Origin of the sequence: Brevibacillus brevis (assembly GCF_001039275.2) — a bacterium.
Taxonomy (GTDB): Bacteria; Bacillota; Bacilli; order Brevibacillales; family Brevibacillaceae; genus Brevibacillus; species Brevibacillus brevis_C.
Window position 1 is genome coordinate 1,554,596 of record NZ_CP030117.1, and the last position, 18,863, is coordinate 1,573,458.

The window sequence follows — 18,863 nt, forward strand, 5'->3', positions numbered from 1 at the left end:
CGTTTTTTTGTGTCTTCATCTGACTTTTCCCTGACGTATTCGTTCCGTATAGTGGTCGCAACCAAAAAGACAAGTCTTCAATCAAGTAGACGGTAGGAGGACTGAGCGTGACTCACACGGAGAAAAAGAGAGAGTTGTTTTCGAAAGCAGGAAGCAACAAGAAAAGGTGGATCGTTGGAGTTTTGGCTGTCGGGGTCGTGCTCGTTTCAGGAGCTATATTCGGCTACCAGTCGTTTTTTACCCCACAAACGGCGCAGGCCGCTTTTCAAGTGGAGACGGTAAAAAGGGGAGACATCTCAGAAGTCGTACAGGCATCAGGCACTGTCCAGGCTTCCAAGCGCTCGTCTCTCTCGTTTTCTGATGCAGAAGAAGCCAAGGATGCGATTTCTACCATTCAGGTCGGCGTTGGTGATGCCGTGAAGGCAGGGCAAGTTCTGGCGACGATGGACGATTCCGTAGCGAGAATCCAGGTGACGAATTCGGAAGCAAATCTTTTATCGGCGCAAGCCAAGCTAGAGGAGGCACAAAAGCGCAAGAGTCCCGCAGAAATCACTTCTTTGCAAGCTGCCGTCAATCAGACCAAGAACGAATGGGAGCTCGCCAAGCAAAACATTGACGGGAAAAAAGCGGCAAACGACGTAGAGAAGGCAAAGGCAAATCTGGAGAGTGCCCAGAAGACGTACACTTCCCAGCAGGCCTTATTTGCGGCAGGTGCGATTGCCAAGAGTGAATTCGACAGTGCTCAATCCTCGTTGGATCAGGCTCAGCGTGATTACAACTCGGCCATATTGACAGCCGGACAGACGACAGGGCAGGCAAGTGTGAAGGTAGAGCAGGCATTGGCTGCGTATCAAACAGCGCAAGAAGCGTTACAGGAAGCAAATGAAGGCCCTGATGCCGCCACAGTATTATCGGCCAAAGCAGCGGTGGAACAGGCAAAAGCGGGGCTGCAACAAGCACAAAAGGCACTGAGAGCAGTCACCTTGAAAGCACCAATGGACGGAGTGATCGTCCAGGTGAATGGCAATGTAGGCGAAATACCCGGCAATGATTTCATTATCATGGATAATTCGAATAGCGGAGATTTAGAGGTATTGGCCCAGATTAGCCAGAGTGACATCGGAAAAGTACAGGAAGGCTTGCCAGTGACGTTTACGACGAGTTCTTATGCGGATGAGACGTTCCGTGGAAAAGTAAAGCTGATCTATCCAGAAGCGAAAACTGACGCTGGAGTCACCACTTACGATGTGCTTTTGTCTGTGGCAAACCAGGATAATAAATTGAAGATCGGGATGACGATGAACGTCGCGATCGAACGGGGAACTCATAAAAATGTGCTCGTGGTACCTGCGCAAGCGCTGCAAACGCAAAATGGCAAGGATGGCGTGTATGTGCTAAAGGATGCTGCTGCACAACTAGCTGGTGAAGGAGCTGAAGGGAATCAGTCTGAGGCGAAGCAAGCGAATAATCGCAGTGGAGGCAAAGAGGGCAGAGCGAATATGCCGTATCGATTTGTTCCGATCAAAATGGGATACTTCACTGCCGATCAGGTAGAGGTGACGGAGGGGCTTACCGAAGGAGAGCGTGTCGTCATCCTCGTGAATACACAGACCTCATCTGGAACGAGTCAAAATGGAAATCGAATGGGCAGCGGTATGCCGGGATTCGGCGGAATGGGCGTCCAGATAAGGGGACGGTAAAAAGATGAAACCGGTCATTCAAATAGAAGAGCTGAGAAAACAGTACGTCATCGGAGATCAGGAGATTTATGCGCTCAGGGGTGTCAGCTTGTCGATCGAGGAAGGAGATTTCGTGGCAATCATGGGGCCGTCTGGTTCAGGCAAATCTTCCATGATGAATGTAATTGGCTGTCTGGATAAGCCCACCTCGGGAGAATTTTATTTAGACGGCTATCCTGTATCACAAGCACATGACGATGAATTGGCGGTCATCCGCAATCAGAAAATCGGCTTTGTTTTTCAAAATTTTAATCTGTTGCCACGTACAACTGCAGTGGAAAATGTAGAGCTGCCTCTTTTATATGGAGGCACATCTGCACGGGAACGAAGAGAAAGAGCCATCCGGGCATTAACGAGTGTCGGACTGGCAGAGCGATTAAACAACAAGCCCAATGAGCTGTCAGGTGGGCAGCAGCAGCGCGTGTCGATCGCGAGAGCTCTCGTCAATGATCCCGTCATCCTGTTGGCAGATGAGCCGACAGGAGCACTGGACACGAAGACGAGTGAAGAGATCATGGGTATTTTTCAAAAGCTGAACGATGCGGGCAAAACGGTTATTTTGGTGACACATGAACCTGATATTGCGGAGTATGCGAAGAGGATCATCCGGTTTCGTGATGGGCAAATCATCGCGGATGAAGTGGTGGAGGATCGCAGGGGGGTGTCGATGGAGGGTAGAGCAGATGAGCTTTATTGAATGTGTACGCATTTCATTTCGCAGTATCAGGGCAAATGGCTTGCGCTCCGTTCTCACGATGCTGGGAATTATCATCGGTGTAGCAGCTGTTATCGCGATGGTGGCGATCGGTGAAGGGACTTCGACCTCTGTTGCTTCGCAGATCAATGGGTTAGGGAGCAACCTGCTGATTGTCACACCTGGTCAGGCGACACAAGGCAGGGTAAGCCTTGGGGCTGGCTCTTTGAATACGCTGACGATGGCAGATGCAGAAACCCTGATGCAAAAAGAGTCCATTTCGGGTGTGGCTCCCAGCGTCAATGCGCGGGGGCAGATTGTCTGGGGAAGCAATAACTATTCCAGTATGCTCGAGGGGACGTCAGCCGATTTCCCTCAGGTGAGGAATGTAGAAATTGGGCAGGGGCGTTTCTTTAGTAACTTTGAGGTGAAGATGCAATACAACGTGGCAGTCGTGGGGACAGAGGTGGTCAGCAACCTGTTTAAAGGAGCGAATCCAGTAGGGCAAACCGTTCAGATCAACCGGATTCCGTTTACGATCATCGGCGTATTACAGAGCCAGGGAAGCTCAGGCATGACAAACAACGACGATCGGATCATCATTCCGATTACCACTGCGATGAACAGGTTGACCGGAGGCAAAAATGTGGGCTCGATCTACGTCTCGGCAGCATCGTCAGACTTGATGGAGAAGGCGCAACAAGATATTCAGCAATCCCTTCGTGCCAATCACAAGCTACGGCCACAAGCAGCCGATGATTTCCGCATTACGTCCCAGTCAGACATCTTAAGCACGGCACAGTCAGTCTCCAGCTCGATGACGGCGCTTTTATCTGGCATTGCAGCCATCTCACTGATTGTTGGCGGGATTGGCGTAATGAATATTATGCTTGTATCGGTCACGGAGCGGACACGGGAGATCGGGATTCGCAAGGCGATTGGAGCCAAGCGGGGCGATATTCTCCGCCAGTTTTTGATCGAAGCGGTTACGCTTAGCCTGATTGGCGGGGTGATTGGTATTGCCTTAGGGGTAGGGGCGGCGTTTTTGGTTAGCAAGCTCGGTCAGATGGCGACTTCAATCAGTCTGTCTCCGATTGTGTATGCGTTTTTGACCTCTACATTGGTTGGTGTCATCTTTGGTGTGTATCCGGCGAGAAAAGCAGCACAGCTCAAACCAATCGACGCTCTGCGGTATGAGTGAGTGTGTAATTTTACCAATCCGGGCATACTAGCCGTGAGAGGTGTTGGTCTGATGGAAAAAAGCGTTCAATTTTCCGTGCCATGGCGAGAAGCGACACGCATTGTGAAAAGGATCAAAACAAGCAAATTGCGTTATTTTGTCAGACAACAAGAGGGCAAGACCAGTGTTGCGTTCGTCTTTCCTCGAGTTAGCGTCAGCCAATATGTCTATTTGTATATCATTTTTGGACCAAGAGCTGCTGATGTGCTCAATAACGATAGCAAATAGAATGATCCCTGATGGCCTTAAGCAGGCGTCAGGGATTTGTAATAATTCACAGGAAAACAAAACCTGACACTTTTCGATAGGACTGTTTCATAGTACAATTCGAATATGAACGAACTTGGGGAAGTTCGGGATGGCGGCACCCAATCTGTGCAGAAGGGCCGCCTCTTTTTTTGCTATTGTCCAAGCGTTCGTTTTCGACAGCATTTTTGCTCAGAGGATATAATAGGTACAATTGCCTGAATGTACAACTGGAATGAGTGGGTAGTTGGATATAAAATATGCTTATTCACGTGAATACAACGTACTACTCTCTCCCAAGATTTGATCTTGGGGCTTTTTTTGTTCAAAAACGATGAAACAAAGCCGTTTCTCATGACGGCTTTGTTATCGATAGGGTAGGTTGAAAGCTTCCTTTCAGCAAGGCATCGATCAATTGCTCCTGTGTGAGAGAAATCGTGATACCCATTCCAGGCAGATCGACAGAAAAAACATTCTCTCGGTACAAATACCAGAGACCGCCTGTCGGCTCAATAGAATAGACGTGTATATTTTGCTGTGAATGCTGGCCTGCCTTTTGGATTTCCCGCAACGCTGTAAACATTTCTCCCCAAATAGGCAGATAAGGCTTCGTTTGGTGCTGCACAATCGCTTGAATCAGTTGGTTTTTCACGAGAGAAATAGCATCCATGGTTGAGTGGTTCAACGAAAGCATGACCGTTATACTCCTTTTGCATGGCTTGGCGCATTAGTCTTGTGTGATGGCGATTTTTGTCGAAGTTATGAATAAGTGTAAAATAGTTATCCGTTCGATGCAAGAGAAGAGAAGGTAGAGATGAGCATTTGGATATTTGACGGTTGCTGCTGATTTGGATAGCATAGGAAAAGCGGTTTTGACAAATGGCAATAGCGAGAAGCGGGAGATGAGATTGTGGCAAAAAAACACCGGTTGATCATCGAGTTTTGCGGTGGATTTGGACAAGGGCTGGCCTTGCTGTATGCTTTGCGGTCGCCTGATGTTCAAGTGGCAGGAATCATTTGCAGAGACACGCAGTCAAGCTTGGCTGGGAAGCTGATTGATTTTGCACAGCCTGGCTATGAAATTCCAATTGTAACAGGTGCCAAGCAACCGCTTTTCTCAGGAACGATAGAGACGACCACCTCGGAAGGTGTACGGTTCCTTGTAGAAAGCACGCAGGATGAGGAAAGTGACTTGACGCTCGTGACGTTTGACCGTTTGACGACGCTAGCTTTGGCTGTCGCGCGTGATCCACTGTTGGCGCGTAAATTTACGCGAATCGTGGTGCAGGGTGGAGCCATACGTGTACCAGGAGATGTTACGGCCATTGCTGAAACAAACATACATGGTGATCCGGAAGCAGCTGCGCTCGTTTTGGCAGCCCGCTTGCCGCTTTTGCTTGTTCCATTAGATACAACCAGCTTGTTTCGATTGACGGAAGAGCAAGTACATACGCTGGGAAGTCTCGCACAAGCAGTTGGCCTGATCGATAGAACAACGATCTCAGACATACAGTTGGCCGCTTCTGCACGTACGCTCCATGCATGGGTAGCGATGCTCGCGGCTCTCTCGCCTGAAAAGATGCGGATGGAGCAGATGAAGCTCTCAGTCGAATGCAAAAGCGAATGGTCACGCGGTGCCATTCTGGCCGATCTGCGGGCGAAACCGAGTGTAGGAACCGATACGGCCGTATGCGTTGAGGTTGAGATGGCAGAGGCAGAGCGCTTTTTGCAAACCGTTTTGGATCGGGGAGGGGTATAAGCGCATGGAAAAAATCATTTTGGATGTAGATACCGGGATTGATGATGCGCTGGCGATTGCTTATGCCGTTCACTCGCCTGCTCTTGAAGTGTGTGGGATTACCACGACTTTTGGCAATATTACGGTGGAGGAAGCAACACGCAATACCTTGCAGGTGCTAGAGCTGCTGGATGCCTCTGCGATTCCTGTCTATCAGGGGGCATCGAAGCCGATTGTTCGCGACCTCACAGGAAAAGCTAGGCTGTTCCACGGTGAGAACGGGCTGGGCAATGTCGTCCTTCCTGCGCCATCGACTACGGCTCAGCCACAGTGTGCCACACAATATCTCATCTCTGCAATAAAGGAACATCCACACGAATTGACACTCGTGACCGTCGGGAGCATGACCAATCTGGCGCAGGCGATTATGGCTGCTCCAGAAATCGTATCCCTTGTCAAACGAGTGGTCCTGATGGGAGGCGCTGTAACAGTGCCGGGCAATCGCACGCCTGTAGCAGAAGCGAATATTTGCGCCGATCCGGAAGCCGCCGCGTATGTCATCCAGTCTGGTATTCCAGTGACGCTGGTAGGCCTGGATGTGACGATGCAAACGCTGCTCACCCGCGAACACTTGCAGGAGTGGAGAGCGAAGGATACACGCTTGAGTCATGTTTTTGCGGATATGTGCGAGGTGTACATGAATGCCTACGCCACAGTGGGCAATTTGCGCGGCTGCGGTCTGCATGATCCGTTGGCCGTAGGTGTCGTTATCGATCCGACGTTTGTGAAGGTAGTCCCGATGCATGTTGTGGTAGATACATCCGGGGGAGCCAGTGATGCCCGTACGATTGGGGACAGACGGGAACATCCAGCGCATCCACCGAATGTGGACGTGTGCCTGGAGGTTGACCATGAGCGTTTTGTCGGTCATTTTCTGAAGTACGTACTAGGTAATTAAGGAGGAAGTTATTGTGTTAAAAGAATTTAAAGAGTTTGCGTTAAAAGGAAATGTGATGGATCTCGCTGTCGGTGTCGTGATTGGTGGGGCTTTCGGGAAGATTGTTACCTCGCTTGTTAATGACATCATTACTCCCCTGATCGGAATGCTTCTGGGTAAGGTGGATTTCTCCGGCTTGTTCATCAATTTGAGCGGGGTTCCTTATAAGACGATCGCCGAAGCAAAAGCAGCAAAAGCTGCGACGCTCAACTACGGATTGTTCCTCAACTCTGTGATTGATTTTGTCATTATCGCCTTTTCTATTTTTATCGTCATCAAGCAGCTCAACCGCTTCAAACGCAAGCAAGAAGTGGAGAAAGCACCTGAGACAACGAAAGAGTGCCCGCATTGCATCTCGGCTATTCCAATCAAGGCTACACGCTGCCCGAACTGCACCTCCATGCTGGAGACAAAAGGAACAGCATTGGCACACGAATAAGACCCATACACGAATCAAACGAACAGAGGAGGGCGATTATGCCTTCCTCTTTTTTCGTTTCACGCGGTTTTTGTACTGATAGTGAAGTCTTTTAATCGTATGGTAATAAGTCTTGTCTTTGAGCTTGGCAAACAGCCCGTGGGAAGGAAAGTCGTAATTGACCTCAATAATAGAGAGGTTTCCCGCTTTATCAATGGCAAAATCAACGCCGATTTGCGCACTGTGCCGATATTTATTAAAGTGGGCACATACACGGTGACTGATTTGGATCAACTGAGAGACGACACTTTTCAATTTGGTTGGCTCGACTGCGCCAGATTTTTTCAAGGCATGCGGGACTGTGACGGCATATCCGCCGCCACGAGCGACATTGGTAATGATACTGTCGGCGCCGGCTACCTTGGCTAGCATGCCGGCATATTGCCATTTGCCCAAGCCATTGCGCATCATCATGACGCGAATATCAAAGGGGCGGCCATCGATTTCAGCTAAATCCAGCCCTTTTTGAATCACATAATTTTTTTCCGTACACTGCGCGGCGAGCTGCTGCTTCAAGTCAGCCAAAGAATCTGCCTGCATAGGTTCTCCGCGCTCCTTGACAAATTGATAGCCCCCGCCATCCGTTTTCCAGACACGAATAATGCCTTTCCCCATATGGGTTCTCGTCGGCTTGATATAGACGGTAGAATACTTCGCTACATACGAATCCAAACTGGCGGGCTGATATAGCGAAGTAGGCGGCAGGTAAGGGCGAATGTAAGGACTTTTTGAAAAGAACTGATGAAGGCTCCACTTGGAGGAGGAGATCACATCTTGCACCTCACTTTGCGAAAAATCCATTCGTCCCAGCATATGCAGAAGCGTTCGCGACCGTTTTTATTTTGAAAGGGGACGTTTTTCAAAAATGGCCAAGGACTTAAGAAGGAGTTAAAGAATTATGGGGGAATATATGTTCTAATCATAAGGGAAGGATGGTGAAAATCATGCGGCAATTCCGTCCGGTGCAACCTCCGACTCTGCAACGAGCGAGCGCCCAAAATGCCTATCGCTACCAAGAGTACATGCCCAGCAAATGCCTGGTAAACGATATCGCTAGCTACTGGACCTCAGAGTACGACGGCAAAGGGATAGCACCTGCAAGCCGAGTCATACCCGATGGATGCATCGATATCATTTTCAATCTCGGCGCCACTTCCTATCAGAAGGGGGCATTTTTAACGGGATTGATGAGGACGTACGAGGTGATCCCATTGACCGAACCACAATCCTTGATCGGCATTCGGTTTTACGCTGAAGGAGCAGCTCGCTTTTTGCGCTACCCCGTCGCCATGATCAACGGACATCATCCCAATCTGGAAGACATCTGGGGCAAAGAGGCAGATGAGGTGATAGAAGGCTTGCTCGAAGCTTCCGACACAGCGGAGCGAATCGCTTGGTTGGAGCAGGAGCTTATCAAACGTTTGTCGATGGATGATCCAGCAGACCAGTTGCTTTTGACGAGCATGAACTATTTATATGAATACAGAGGAAATCTTTCCATGGCCGCGCTTGCCGAGAAAGTGAATTATAGCGAGAGAACCTTGCGAAGGACATTTCAACAACAGTTGGGTATGGGCCCGAAGGAAATGGGCCGAATCATTCAATTTCAAGGGCTGCTGCAAATGCTGGCTAAGGGAACATGCACTTCGTTTACGGATGCAGCTCTCCAATGTGGCTATTACGATCAGTCGCACTTGATCAAGAGCTTCCACACTTTTTACGGTGTAGCTCCAAGTAAAATGGTCTCGCCAGATCGTGCGAATCGATAAATCTTGAAAAGTTGTCCGTTTTTTACAATCTTCCTTTTGCGAGACGCGTTACCCTAAAGAAAGGATGGTGAATTCATGTGAATGAACAAACATTAGATACATACTGCCGAAAGCAGCCCGGTGCCACCCATGACTATCAGATGGATTGGGAATGCGATCGCTACCATGTCGGAGGCAAAATATTTGCCATGATCGGAGGCGATTCCAAAGGAGTTCGCATCCTCACCTTGAAATGCGATCCGATGCGTGCGGAGGAATTGCGCGAGACCTACGAAGGGATCGTACCCGGCTATCACATGAATAAATCCCATTGGAATTCTGTCTACTTGGATGCTGACATTCCCGAAGGCTTATGGGAAAAGATGATCGAGCATGCGTACGATACGGTGCTCCAAAAACTGCCTAAGCGCGTCCAGCAAGAAATCAAGAGCGAACAGGAGTGAGTAATGTGGGAATCAAGCTTGATATGGTAGGGATAGTCGTACAGGACATGAAAAAAGCGTTGGATTTCTATCGGGTACTCGGTTTCGATATTCCAGAGGGAGCAAATGAAGAGCCGCATGTGGAGGTTGCGCAGGATGGTGTTCGTCTGGCCTTTGATACAATCGAAGTTGCCAAGGGTGTGTATGGGGGATGGGAAGCACCTGTCGGGCATCGGATTGAGCTGGCTTTTTTGTGTGAGGATGCTGCGGCACTTGATGCGTTGTATGCGAAAATCGTTTCACATGGCTACGAGAGTCACCGTGAGCCGTGGGATGCGTTCTGGGGCCAGCGGTATGCCATTGTGAAAGACCCGGATGGGAACCTGATCAGTTTGTTTGCGTAATACGATCCTTACATAAGAAGACAAGCCGAGCCTATGTGAAAAAGGTTGGGCTTGTTTGCGTTTATGGACGGAATCATTGGCTGATATATAAAACTTTTTAATAGGAAAACATCCCCATAACATCCCGGGTTTTTCTCAATAGAACCGGCTATTGCTGTGACAGCTTGAACGGGGGGAGACTTGTGCATGGTCGTTGTTTCAAGAAATAAAATTTACTAATAATCGATTGACTTGTGTAATTTTGCTACATATAATGAAAGCGATAACAGGAACGAATTTTTCAACGATTCTCGATTCTCAAATGGGGGCTTTTGACATGGATCAACCTGCAAAATTGCTCGATTATCGTGCGAAAAATGAGCATGTACTCATCGGTCTCATGTCGGGTACTTCGCTGGATGGCATTGATGCCGCACTTGTAGCGATCCGCACAGATGAACAGGGTGAGATCGAAAAGGTGACTCTCCGCGACTTTTTTTATATGCCATACTCCGATGACTTGCGTGAGTGGGTCATGAATCTGTGCAGTGTAGAAACAGCGAGAGTGGATCAGTTGACTGCGGTTCATTACGGTTTATCTGAATGGTATGCGTATGCGGTACAGCAATTGATGCAGAAAGCGGGAGTCACGACAGCCGAAGTAGACGCAGTCTGTATGCACGGACAAACCATTTGGCATATTGCTGGGCGCACGCCATTTCCCGGACCACAAGGAATAACAGAGGTCAGGGCGTCCTTGCAAATCGGCGAGCTGTCCACACTGGCAGAACGTACGGGTATACCGGTAGTGGGAAATTTCCGCGCTCGAGACCTGGCTGCTGATGGAGAAGGAGCACCGCTTGTTCCGTATGCCGACTATATTTTGTTCCGCCATCCGCAAAAAGGCAGACTGCTGCAAAACATCGGTGGAATCGCTAATGTCACATTACTACCTGCAAGTGCAGCTATCGATCAAGTCGTCGCTTTTGACACGGGCCCTGGCAATATGATCATGGATCAAATCGTTCAGCTCATGACCAACGGACAGATGAGGTATGACGAGGGTGGCAAGCTGGCCGCAGGTGGCACCGTCTCTTCAGTGCTACTGGAAAAATGGTTGCAGGACCCGTATTACCAGATCAAGCCACCGAAAAGCACAGGCCGCGAAGTATACGGCAAAGCTTTTGCCCAAGAGCTGTTCCGTGATGCGAATCAACTCGGGATTAGTCAAGCGGATCTGTTGGCAACCGTGACAGCATTGACTGCCACGACAATTGCGAACGCCTATGTGCAATTCGTATTACCAACAACCAAAGTGGAGGAAGTGATCGTCTCAGGGGGAGGCGCTCATAACCAGACGCTTCTAGCCATGCTGCAGCGTCAATTGCCGACTGGAATGACCGTAATGACGGCCCAGCAGTTTGGGATGCCTGATGATGCGAAGGAAGCCGTCGCTTTTGCCATTTTGGGTCATGAGACACTAATGGGACGACCATCCAATGTGCCATCCGTAACAGGGGCGAAGAGGGCCGTACCGTTAGGAAATATATGCTTCTAACATGAGATCAACAAGGAGGTAACATCGTGAAAAAACGAGTATTGGCAGGCTTTTTCCTATCATTGTCTCTCGTGCTTTCCGCTTGTTCTGGTGGAGGAACAGCACCCGCAGAGCAAGGCAAGTCAGCAGAAGGACAAGCAAAAACAGAACTGATTGTGGCTGCCGAGCAAGAGCCAGTGGGCTATGACCCGCATAAAGTTCCGGCGGCATCCAGTGTGCGCGTCTATGCGCTCATTTACGATAGCCTGACCAAGTTGGACGAGAACATGAACATCGTACCGAACCTGGCAGAGAAGTGGGAGATTGCGCCAGACGGAAAAACGGTCACGATGTTCCTGCAAAAAGGCGTCAAATTCCACAATGGCAAAGACATGACGGCAGATGACGTAAAATTCAGCTTTGAGCGAATCATGAACCCAGACACGGGTTCGATCGCGAAATCGTATTTTTCCAGTGTAGAAGCAATTGAAGTGAAAGATCCAACGACGGTTGTCTTCAAATTGAAAAATGCGGATGCCTCATTCGTTGCAAATACGGCAAGTGCCTATGCTTCTATCGTGCCAGCAGGCTCCACTGATCTGACCAAGGAAGCAATTGGTACCGGTCCATTCAAAATGGAAAAAAGTGAGTCGGGACAATATGTCCTGCTGAAGAAAAATGCGGATTACTTCAATAAAGAACTGCCAAAAGTAGAGTCCATCAAGTTCCAAATCATGAAGGACGAGGCGGAGCGACTCGCTGCAATTCGCTCCGGTAAAGTTGACATCAGCATGGTGTCTGCTGATTCTGCGAAGCTTTTGGACGGCAAGCCAGGCGTACAGATCAAGAACTACCAATCCCTGGAGTACAGTTACCTGGGTATTAATGTAAACAAAAAGCCTTTTGACAATCCAAAAGTGCGCGAAGCGATCAGCTATGCCGTTGACCGTAACCAAATTATCCAGACTGTTTGGAAAGGGGAAGCGACTCTGACTGGTCCGATCGCTCCTGCGTTGACCAACTCGGCTTTGGACCCTGCTACTTATCCGACCTACAAAACAGATGTAGAAAAAGCGAAGCAATTGCTGGCGGAAGCGGGCTATCCAAACGGTTTCGAGACCCAAATCGAAACAGCAGCAACTTACCCAGATATGGTAGAAACGGCACAAGTGATTCAACAACAGCTCAAAGCAATCGGCATCAATGCGAAGATCAACCAGCTTGAGTGGGGGAACTACATCGATACGTGGAAATCCAAGGACATGAACTTGATGGTAGGGCGCAACACTTCTGGTGTAGATGCTGACCGTTCCATGCGCTTCTTCTTCTCGACAACTGGTTCAGCCAACGTGTGGAACTACTCCAACCCTGCCTACGATGAGCTGGTGCAAAAAGCACTGACGACCGTAGATCAGAGTGAGCGCAAAAAGCTGTATGACGAAGCACAAACCATGCTGGTAGCAGATGCACCAAACCTGTTCCTGGCATCTCCGAAAAATTACTACGCGGTTCGTGACAACATCGATTTCACGCCGTCCGCAGCGGGCGAAGTATACTCGCTGATCAAGACTTCGATCAAGTAATGTAGCATACGTGTGATGAAGGCTCCGCCAGAGGTTAGGCGGAGCCAAGTTTCTAAATATGGAGGGAAACTCGTGGGATCTTATCTAATCAAACGTGTCGCCAGCCTGATTCCCATCCTGTTTGGCATATCTGTTTTGATCTTCACGATCCTGCATCTGGTGCCGGGCGATCCAGCTTCCATCATGCTAGGAACGAATGCCACACCGGAAGCAATTGCGGCGTTGAATAAAAGCATGGGGCTGGATCAGCCGTTGATTAACCAGTACCTGCATTGGGTCACAGGAATCCTGCAAGGGAATTTTGGCGTATCGGTCCACACAGGAGAAGAGATTTTGCCCCAAATTCTCAAGCGTTTTGCCATCACCATGCAACTGACTGTATTTGGCGTTCTGATTGGGTGGGTACTCGCGATTCCGTTCGGGATTCTCTCGGCTATTCGCGCTCATTCCAAAACAGACATCGTGGTTCGTGTGTTTACATTGTTAGGCATTTCGGTGCCGAACTTTGCCATAGGGACCCTGCTCTTGCTCGGTTTTTCGCTTTATTTCAACTGGTTCCCGCCTATTGATGTGGTGAACTTCTGGGATGATCCGATCGAGGCGTTCAAAGTATTCATACTGCCTGCAACAACGATGGGGATTGTGGTGGCTGCTGGCGTGATGCGGATGACACGCTCTGCGTTTTTGGAAACGATGGACAAAGATTTTATTCGGACAGCGCGGGCCAAGGGTAACAGTAAGTGGACAATCGTCATGGGCCATGCGTTCCGCAACTCTTCGATCCCGATCGTTACGATCGCAGGTATGCAGATTGGTTACCTGCTGGGCGGGTCCGTGATCGTCGAGCAGTTGTTCTCGATTCCTGGTTTGGGCCAGTACATTCTGGAAGGAATTTATCAGCGGGATTATCCGGTTGTACAGGGAGGCGTTTTGTTCGTCGCTCTGGTGTTTGTCCTGGTCAATCTGCTCATCGACCTGATCTATACCTGGATTGATCCACGTATCAAGTATTGACAAGGGGAATGCGACATGAGCACATTTCGAAAGCGTTTTTTGGCGAATAAGACAGCCGTCTTCTGCTCCATTTTGCTGGCGTTGCTCTGTTTGACGGCAGTGCTGGCTCCGGTGTTGGCTCCGCATGACCCGACACAGATGTTTCAGGATCATCGGATGGAAGGCAGCTCGGGTGAGTTTTTGCTAGGTACAGACCAGTTTGGTCGTGATATTTTGAGCCGCATCATCCACGGTGCGCGCGTATCGCTGGTTGTCGGGCTTTCTGCCGTTCTTGTCAGCGCCGTTTTTGGTACGCTGTTTGGCTTGATCGCTGGCTACTTCGGGCGCTGGATTGACGGTTTTATCATGCGCTGTATGGACGTTCTGTTTGCTTTTCCGGAAATTTTGCTGGCGCTGGCGATTGTTGCCGCATTAGGACCAGGAACTTTTAACACGATCATGGCTATCGGGATCGTGAACATTCCGATCTTCACCCGGACGGTGAGGGGAGCGGTTCTCTCTATCAAAAGTTTGGAATATGTAGAAAGCGCTCGTGCCATCGGTGCGAGTACACCGCGTATCTTGTTTCAGGAGATTTTTCCGAATGTAACGGCACCGCTGCTGGTTCAATCATCTCTGGCGATTTCAGGTGCGATCCTGACAGAGTCGGCCCTCAGCTTTTTGGGCTTGGGGATTCAGCCGCCAGACCCGTCATGGGGCGGAATGATTTCAGAGGCGCGCCGCTACATGGAGCTGGCTCCGGGCATGATCATCTGGCCCTGTATTGCCATGACGGTGACGATTCTTGCATGCAACATGTTTGGGGATGCCGTCCGTGATATTCTCGACCCGCGTCATCGTGGGAAATAGGAACGATAGGCAGAGGTGAGAACGAATGAACGAGCAACAGATCAGAGAACGAATGGAGTCCAGTCTGGCGCAAGGGATTCATCAGGACATTTTTCCGGGAGGCGCTGTCAGCCTGCTGCGAAAAGATGCGCCTGCTGTGACAGTCTGCATGGGAAAAACAAGCGATGAACACGATGGAAGGCCGGTTCATAGTCAAACGCTGTACGATATGGCCTCTTTGACCAAGGTGATGGTGACCTTGCCGCTCATCCTCATCAGTGTGCAGGAAGGCAAGCTGTCGTTGACTGACTCCGTGACGACCTACCTGCCAGAATTGACGAGCGCCCACGATCAGGAACGCAAAGGGCAGATCAAAATCATTCACCTGCTCACACATACATCAGGACTTCCTGCATGGCGTCCGTACTTTTTGCTGGGGAGAAATCGGGGGGACTATTTGCGGTTGATCGCAAACGAGTCGATGCTGGATGACCCAGGGCGTAGCGTTGTGTACAGCGATTTGGGATTCATGCTGTTGGGCTTTTTACTGGAGCGCATCTGGGACGAGGAACTGGACGCACTTTCGAAGCGACTGATTTTTCAACCGAGTCGAATGCTTCATACGAGCTACTTGCCGCTGGAACAATCACGTCTGCAAGGAATGGACATTGCTGCTACGGAGAAGGGCAATGCCTTTGAACAAGAGATGGCTGTGACTTTCATATCGGAGCTGGCAGAAGCCAGAAATCCTTTGGCACTGGAATGGCAGCAAGCTTTGACCGGATACGGTTGGCGAGAAGGCGTTATTAGTGGCACTGTTCACGATTGCAACGCCCACTATGGCTTGGAAGGTGTCAGCGGGCACGCCGGACTTTTTTCCACCTTGGCTGATACAGAGCGCTACATGCAGATTTGGACGAGTGGGAAGGCTTCCGTACAGCTTGATCCGACGCTGTGTGCCTTGGCTACTCGCTCACTCACAGACCATTCGATTCATCGCAGAGGATTGGGGTGGATCATTTCCCCGACTGGCGGTTCCCTAGAACAGCTTGCCGCAGGTTGCAGTGGGGGAGACCTTGTTTCGGAACGCGCCTTTGGGCATACCGGCTTTACAGGAACGTCGATCTGGTCGGACCCTATGAGAGATGTGACACTGATTACATTGACAAACCGCGTGCATCCTGTCGCAAGCCCATTGATTGGGGCGTGGCGGACCGCTCACCATAACCGATTATTTTCTGTAATCAAACCTGACCGCACATCCTGATAAAAAGGGGGAGTACTCATGGCAGCAATGCTTACGATTGATGATTTGCGAACTTCTTTTATCCAAGCAGGCAAAAAGCTGACCGTGATCGAGGGTGTCAGTCTCTCTGTAGAGCCTGGTGAAACCGTCGGTGTGGTCGGTGAATCCGGATGTGGAAAAAGCGTGACTAGCATGTCCATCATGCAGCTCTTGGGACGGAATGTGGAGATGACCGGGAGCATCCGTTTTCAAGACAAGGAGCTGCTCTCACTTACGGATAAACAAATGCAGACGATTCGCGGCAATCAGATCGCGATGATTTTTCAGGAGCCGATGACTTCGCTCAACCCATTGCATTCGATCGGCAAACAGATCAGCGAGCCCTTGCGTCGGCATCTCGGACTGTCCAAACAGGAAGCCAAGCGACGGACGATCGAGCTTTTGAAAGAAGTCGGGATTCCGCGTGCCGATGAAATCATTTCCGACTATCCGCACCAATTGTCAGGCGGGATGCGTCAACGTGTGATGATTGCGATGGCGATGTCTTGTGCACCCAAGCTCTTGATTGCCGACGAACCGACGACGGCGTTGGACGTGACGATTCAGGCGCAAATATTGGAGCTCATGAAAAAAGTCCGGCAAGAGCAAGGCACTTCCATCCTGCTTATCACACATGACCTGGGAGTCGTGGCGGAGATGTGTCATCGCGTCATCGTCATGTATGCAGGTCAAATCGTAGAGGAAGCCGACGTCAAGCAGTTGTTTGACGAGCCAAAGCATCCGTATACGAGAGGGCTTTTGAAATCAATGCCTTCTGTCAGTGTCAACCAAGAGCGTTTGGATGCGATTCCGGGATCGGTGCCTCTTTTGAGCGAAATGCCTGTGGGATGTCGTTTTGCACCGCGCTGCTCACAAGTCATGGATATTTGCCGCGAGAAAAACCCAGAGCTTACGCCTGTCGCAGATAACCAAAAGTGCCGCTGCTGGCTGTATCGCGAGGAGGACGTGCAATGAGGCAACCATTGCTGGAAGTCAAATCATTGACCAAGCATTTCACGAGCAAGCAAGGATTCTTCGGCAAGGAGAAAGTCGTCCGTGCCGTCGACGGAGTCAACCTGACTGTTTATCCGGGTGAGACTGTCAGCATCGTAGGCGAATCGGGTTGTGGGAAGTCCACGACAGGACGATGCATCCTTCGTCTGATTGAGCCGACTGATGGAGAAATCTTTTTTGAAGGACAGGATATCCGCAAGCTCAATGAATCAGAGCTGCGCCGGGCTAGACGCAACATGCAGCTCGTGTTTCAGGACCCGTTTGCCTCGCTGAACCCGCGAAAAACAATCGGACAGCTTTTGGAGGACCCACTCATCATTCATGGCATCGGCAATTCAGTAGAACGCCGCAAGCAAGTCGAGGAGATGATCCAGATCGTCGGCCTCTCCAAGCAGCAGTTGGATCGCTTTCCGCATGAGTTTTCCGGTGGTCAGCGCCAGCGGATTGGAATCGCAAGGGCACTGATTTTGCGCCCGAAGCTGATTGTGGCCGATGAGCCTGTGTCTGCTCTGGACGTGTCGATTCAGGCACAAATTTTGAACCTGATGCAAGATTTGCAAAAGGAGTTCAATCTGACGTATTTGTTTATCTCGCATGATTTGAGTGTCGTCCGCCATATTTCGGACCGGGTAGCGGTTATGTATCTCGGAAAAGTGGTGGAGGTAGCGGATAAACAATCGTTGTATGAGAAACCAACACATCCCTATACACAAGCACTGTTATCAGCGGTGCCTGTACCGAATCCCCATTTGACGACCCAGCGGATCATTTTGGAGGGAGACCTGCCTAGTCCAGCGAATCCGCCGTCTGGCTGCACATTCCATCCGCGTTGCCGCCATTGTATGGACATTTGCAAAACGGTTGCTCCTGTGGCTAGCGAGGTATCAGCAGGGCACTTTGTCACTTGCCATATGGATCAGTCATGAAGTGAGCATGGGGTAGTAAGATTGAAAAGGAGGTTCGATAGAGCATGAATCTGGAGAACTTGCAAGCATTGACGACTGAAGGAAAAAACGAGGGCAGTAGTGATTTGGATCAATTGAGTGCCCGAGGCATTGTACAAATGATGAACGATGAAGACAAGAAAGTTCCTTATGCAGTAGAGCGCGTCCTCGATCAAGTATCCGATGCAGTAGAGGTTATCACACACGCATTGGAAAAGGGCGGAAGACTGTTTTACTTTGGTGCTGGAACGAGTGGACGTTTAGGGATATTGGATGCGTCCGAGTGTCCGCCGACCTTTGGTACCCAGCCTGAGCTCGTTCAGGGTGTGATTGCAGGCGGACCATCCGCAATGGTACGTGCGGTAGAAGGAGCAGAGGATTCTTTTGCATTAGGCCAAGAAGATGTGCATAAATACGGCGTGACCAAAAAGGATGTGGTCGTAGGTATCGCAGCCAGTGGACGGACTCCTTATGTACTCGGTGTTTTGGCAGAGGCACAGAAGATCGAAGCCAAGACAATTGCTGTCTCTTGCAACAAGCCATCGTACATCAATGAAGGAGTAGATGTAGCGATTAATGTCGTCGTAGGACCGGAAGTATTGACCGGATCGACGAGGCTCAAGGCAGGAACGGCCCAAAAGCTGGTGCTGAACATGCTGACGACAGCGACGATGATTCGCTTGGGCAAAGTGTACGGAAATCTGATGGTCAGCGTGCAGGCGACCAACCTCAAGCTGAAGGAACGAGTAAAGCGGATCATCATGGAAGTGACCGGAGCGAGTTACGAGGAAGCGGAGCAATTGGCTGATCAGGCAGACGGTGATGCGAAGACAGCCATTATTATGAAGCTGACCGGATCGAGCAGGGAAGAGGCCACTCGTTTGTTGAATGTTACCAATGGGAGAATCAGGGAAGCTATTCAGCAGTTGGACTAAGTTTTTGGGAAAGGATG

The 18,863-nt window shown here is 50.0% G+C and carries 20 protein-coding genes; 18 read left to right on the forward strand and 2 right to left on the reverse strand.

What is annotated here, in order from left to right; translation table 11 throughout:
* The first annotated feature begins 107 nt into the window (after positions 1-107).
* The 4 genes from AB432_RS07990 to AB432_RS08005 are packed head-to-tail and all read left to right on the forward strand — an operon-like array spanning position 108 to position 3,901.
* Positions 108-1,700: an efflux RND transporter periplasmic adaptor subunit gene (locus tag AB432_RS07990; RefSeq protein ID WP_048031814.1), complete on the forward strand. Its 1,593-nt coding sequence runs from the start codon at positions 108-110 to the stop codon at positions 1,698-1,700.
* Between the two features lie 4 nt (positions 1,701-1,704).
* Positions 1,705-2,436, forward strand: coding sequence for an ABC transporter ATP-binding protein (locus AB432_RS07995; RefSeq protein ID WP_048031815.1), 732 nt, complete (start codon positions 1,705-1,707; stop codon positions 2,434-2,436).
* Positions 2,423-3,634: an ABC transporter permease gene (locus AB432_RS08000; protein ID WP_048031816.1), complete on the forward strand. Its 1,212-nt coding sequence runs from the start codon at positions 2,423-2,425 to the stop codon at positions 3,632-3,634. Before AB432_RS07995 ends, AB432_RS08000 begins: the two co-directional genes overlap by 14 nt.
* A 51-nt stretch (positions 3,635-3,685) precedes the next feature.
* Entirely contained in the window at positions 3,686-3,901 is a 216-nt protein-coding gene (locus AB432_RS08005) for a hypothetical protein (RefSeq protein ID WP_017250899.1), read from the forward strand.
* 370 nt (positions 3,902-4,271) lie between these two features.
* On the opposite strand, the gene AB432_RS08010 is transcribed toward AB432_RS08005, so the two are convergent.
* A complete protein-coding gene (locus tag AB432_RS08010) occupies positions 4,272-4,613 on the reverse strand; it encodes a hypothetical protein (RefSeq protein WP_048031817.1) in 342 nt (113 codons plus the stop codon).
* Between the two features lie 216 nt (positions 4,614-4,829).
* On the opposite strand from AB432_RS08010, the gene AB432_RS08015 reads away from it, so the two are divergent.
* The 3 genes from AB432_RS08015 to mscL are packed head-to-tail and all read left to right on the forward strand — an operon-like array spanning position 4,830 to position 7,093.
* On the forward strand, positions 4,830-5,678 hold the full coding sequence (locus AB432_RS08015) for a nucleoside hydrolase (protein WP_048031818.1): 849 nt from the start codon (positions 4,830-4,832) through the stop codon (positions 5,676-5,678).
* A gap of 4 nt (positions 5,679-5,682) precedes the next feature.
* Positions 5,683-6,615, forward strand: coding sequence for a nucleoside hydrolase (locus AB432_RS08020; protein ID WP_048031819.1), 933 nt, complete (start codon positions 5,683-5,685; stop codon positions 6,613-6,615).
* A gap of 13 nt (positions 6,616-6,628) precedes the next feature.
* A complete protein-coding gene (gene mscL, locus AB432_RS08025; RefSeq protein WP_048031820.1) occupies positions 6,629-7,093 on the forward strand; it encodes a large conductance mechanosensitive channel protein MscL in 465 nt (154 codons plus the stop codon).
* Between the two features lie 36 nt (positions 7,094-7,129).
* Here mscL and AB432_RS08030 read toward each other — a convergent pair whose 3' ends face one another.
* Entirely contained in the window at positions 7,130-7,903 is a 774-nt protein-coding gene (locus AB432_RS08030; RefSeq protein ID WP_048035733.1) for a YheC/YheD family protein, read from the reverse strand.
* 173 nt (positions 7,904-8,076) lie between these two features.
* Here AB432_RS08030 and AB432_RS08035 point away from each other — a divergent pair, with 173 nt between their 5' ends.
* The 11 genes from AB432_RS08035 (at position 8,077) to murQ (ending at position 18,846) form a co-directional block, all read left to right on the forward strand.
* Positions 8,077-8,901, forward strand: coding sequence for an AraC family transcriptional regulator (locus tag AB432_RS08035; protein ID WP_235617640.1), 825 nt, complete (start codon positions 8,077-8,079; stop codon positions 8,899-8,901).
* A gap of 77 nt (positions 8,902-8,978) precedes the next feature.
* The gene (locus AB432_RS08040; RefSeq protein ID WP_048031822.1) at positions 8,979-9,344 is read left to right on the forward strand and encodes an MmcQ/YjbR family DNA-binding protein; all 366 of its coding nucleotides are present in this window, start codon (positions 8,979-8,981) and stop codon (positions 9,342-9,344) included.
* A 5-nt stretch (positions 9,345-9,349) separates the two neighbouring features.
* The gene (locus AB432_RS08045) at positions 9,350-9,727 is read left to right on the forward strand and encodes a VOC family protein (RefSeq protein ID WP_048031823.1); all 378 of its coding nucleotides are present in this window, start codon (positions 9,350-9,352) and stop codon (positions 9,725-9,727) included.
* A gap of 316 nt (positions 9,728-10,043) precedes the next feature.
* Positions 10,044-11,264 carry an anhydro-N-acetylmuramic acid kinase gene (locus AB432_RS08050; protein WP_048031824.1) on the forward strand — a complete coding sequence of 407 codons (1,221 nt, stop codon included), beginning with the start codon at positions 10,044-10,046 and terminating at the stop codon, positions 11,262-11,264.
* A gap of 26 nt (positions 11,265-11,290) precedes the next feature.
* Positions 11,291-12,826 carry an ABC transporter substrate-binding protein gene (locus tag AB432_RS08055; RefSeq protein WP_048031825.1) on the forward strand — a complete coding sequence of 512 codons (1,536 nt, stop codon included), beginning with the start codon at positions 11,291-11,293 and terminating at the stop codon, positions 12,824-12,826.
* Positions 12,827-12,898: 72 nt separating this feature from the next.
* The gene (locus AB432_RS08060; protein ID WP_048031826.1) at positions 12,899-13,840 is read left to right on the forward strand and encodes an ABC transporter permease; all 942 of its coding nucleotides are present in this window, start codon (positions 12,899-12,901) and stop codon (positions 13,838-13,840) included.
* 15 nt (positions 13,841-13,855) lie between these two features.
* Positions 13,856-14,689 (forward strand): ABC transporter permease, encoded by an 834-nt coding sequence (locus tag AB432_RS08065; RefSeq protein WP_048031827.1) that lies wholly within the window; start codon positions 13,856-13,858, stop codon positions 14,687-14,689.
* Positions 14,690-14,714: 25 nt separating this feature from the next.
* A complete protein-coding gene (locus AB432_RS08070) occupies positions 14,715-15,935 on the forward strand; it encodes a serine hydrolase domain-containing protein (protein WP_048031828.1) in 1,221 nt (406 codons plus the stop codon).
* An 18-nt stretch (positions 15,936-15,953) separates the two neighbouring features.
* Positions 15,954-16,928 (forward strand): ABC transporter ATP-binding protein, encoded by a 975-nt coding sequence (locus AB432_RS08075; RefSeq protein WP_048031829.1) that lies wholly within the window; start codon positions 15,954-15,956, stop codon positions 16,926-16,928.
* Complete coding sequence (locus tag AB432_RS08080; protein WP_048031830.1) at positions 16,925-17,893, forward strand: ABC transporter ATP-binding protein; 969 nt, start codon at positions 16,925-16,927, stop codon at positions 17,891-17,893. Before AB432_RS08075 ends, AB432_RS08080 begins: the two co-directional genes overlap by 4 nt.
* 44 nt (positions 17,894-17,937) lie before the next feature.
* Entirely contained in the window at positions 17,938-18,846 is a 909-nt protein-coding gene (gene murQ, locus AB432_RS08085) for an N-acetylmuramic acid 6-phosphate etherase (RefSeq protein ID WP_048031831.1), read from the forward strand.
* Positions 18,847-18,863 lie beyond the last annotated feature (17 nt).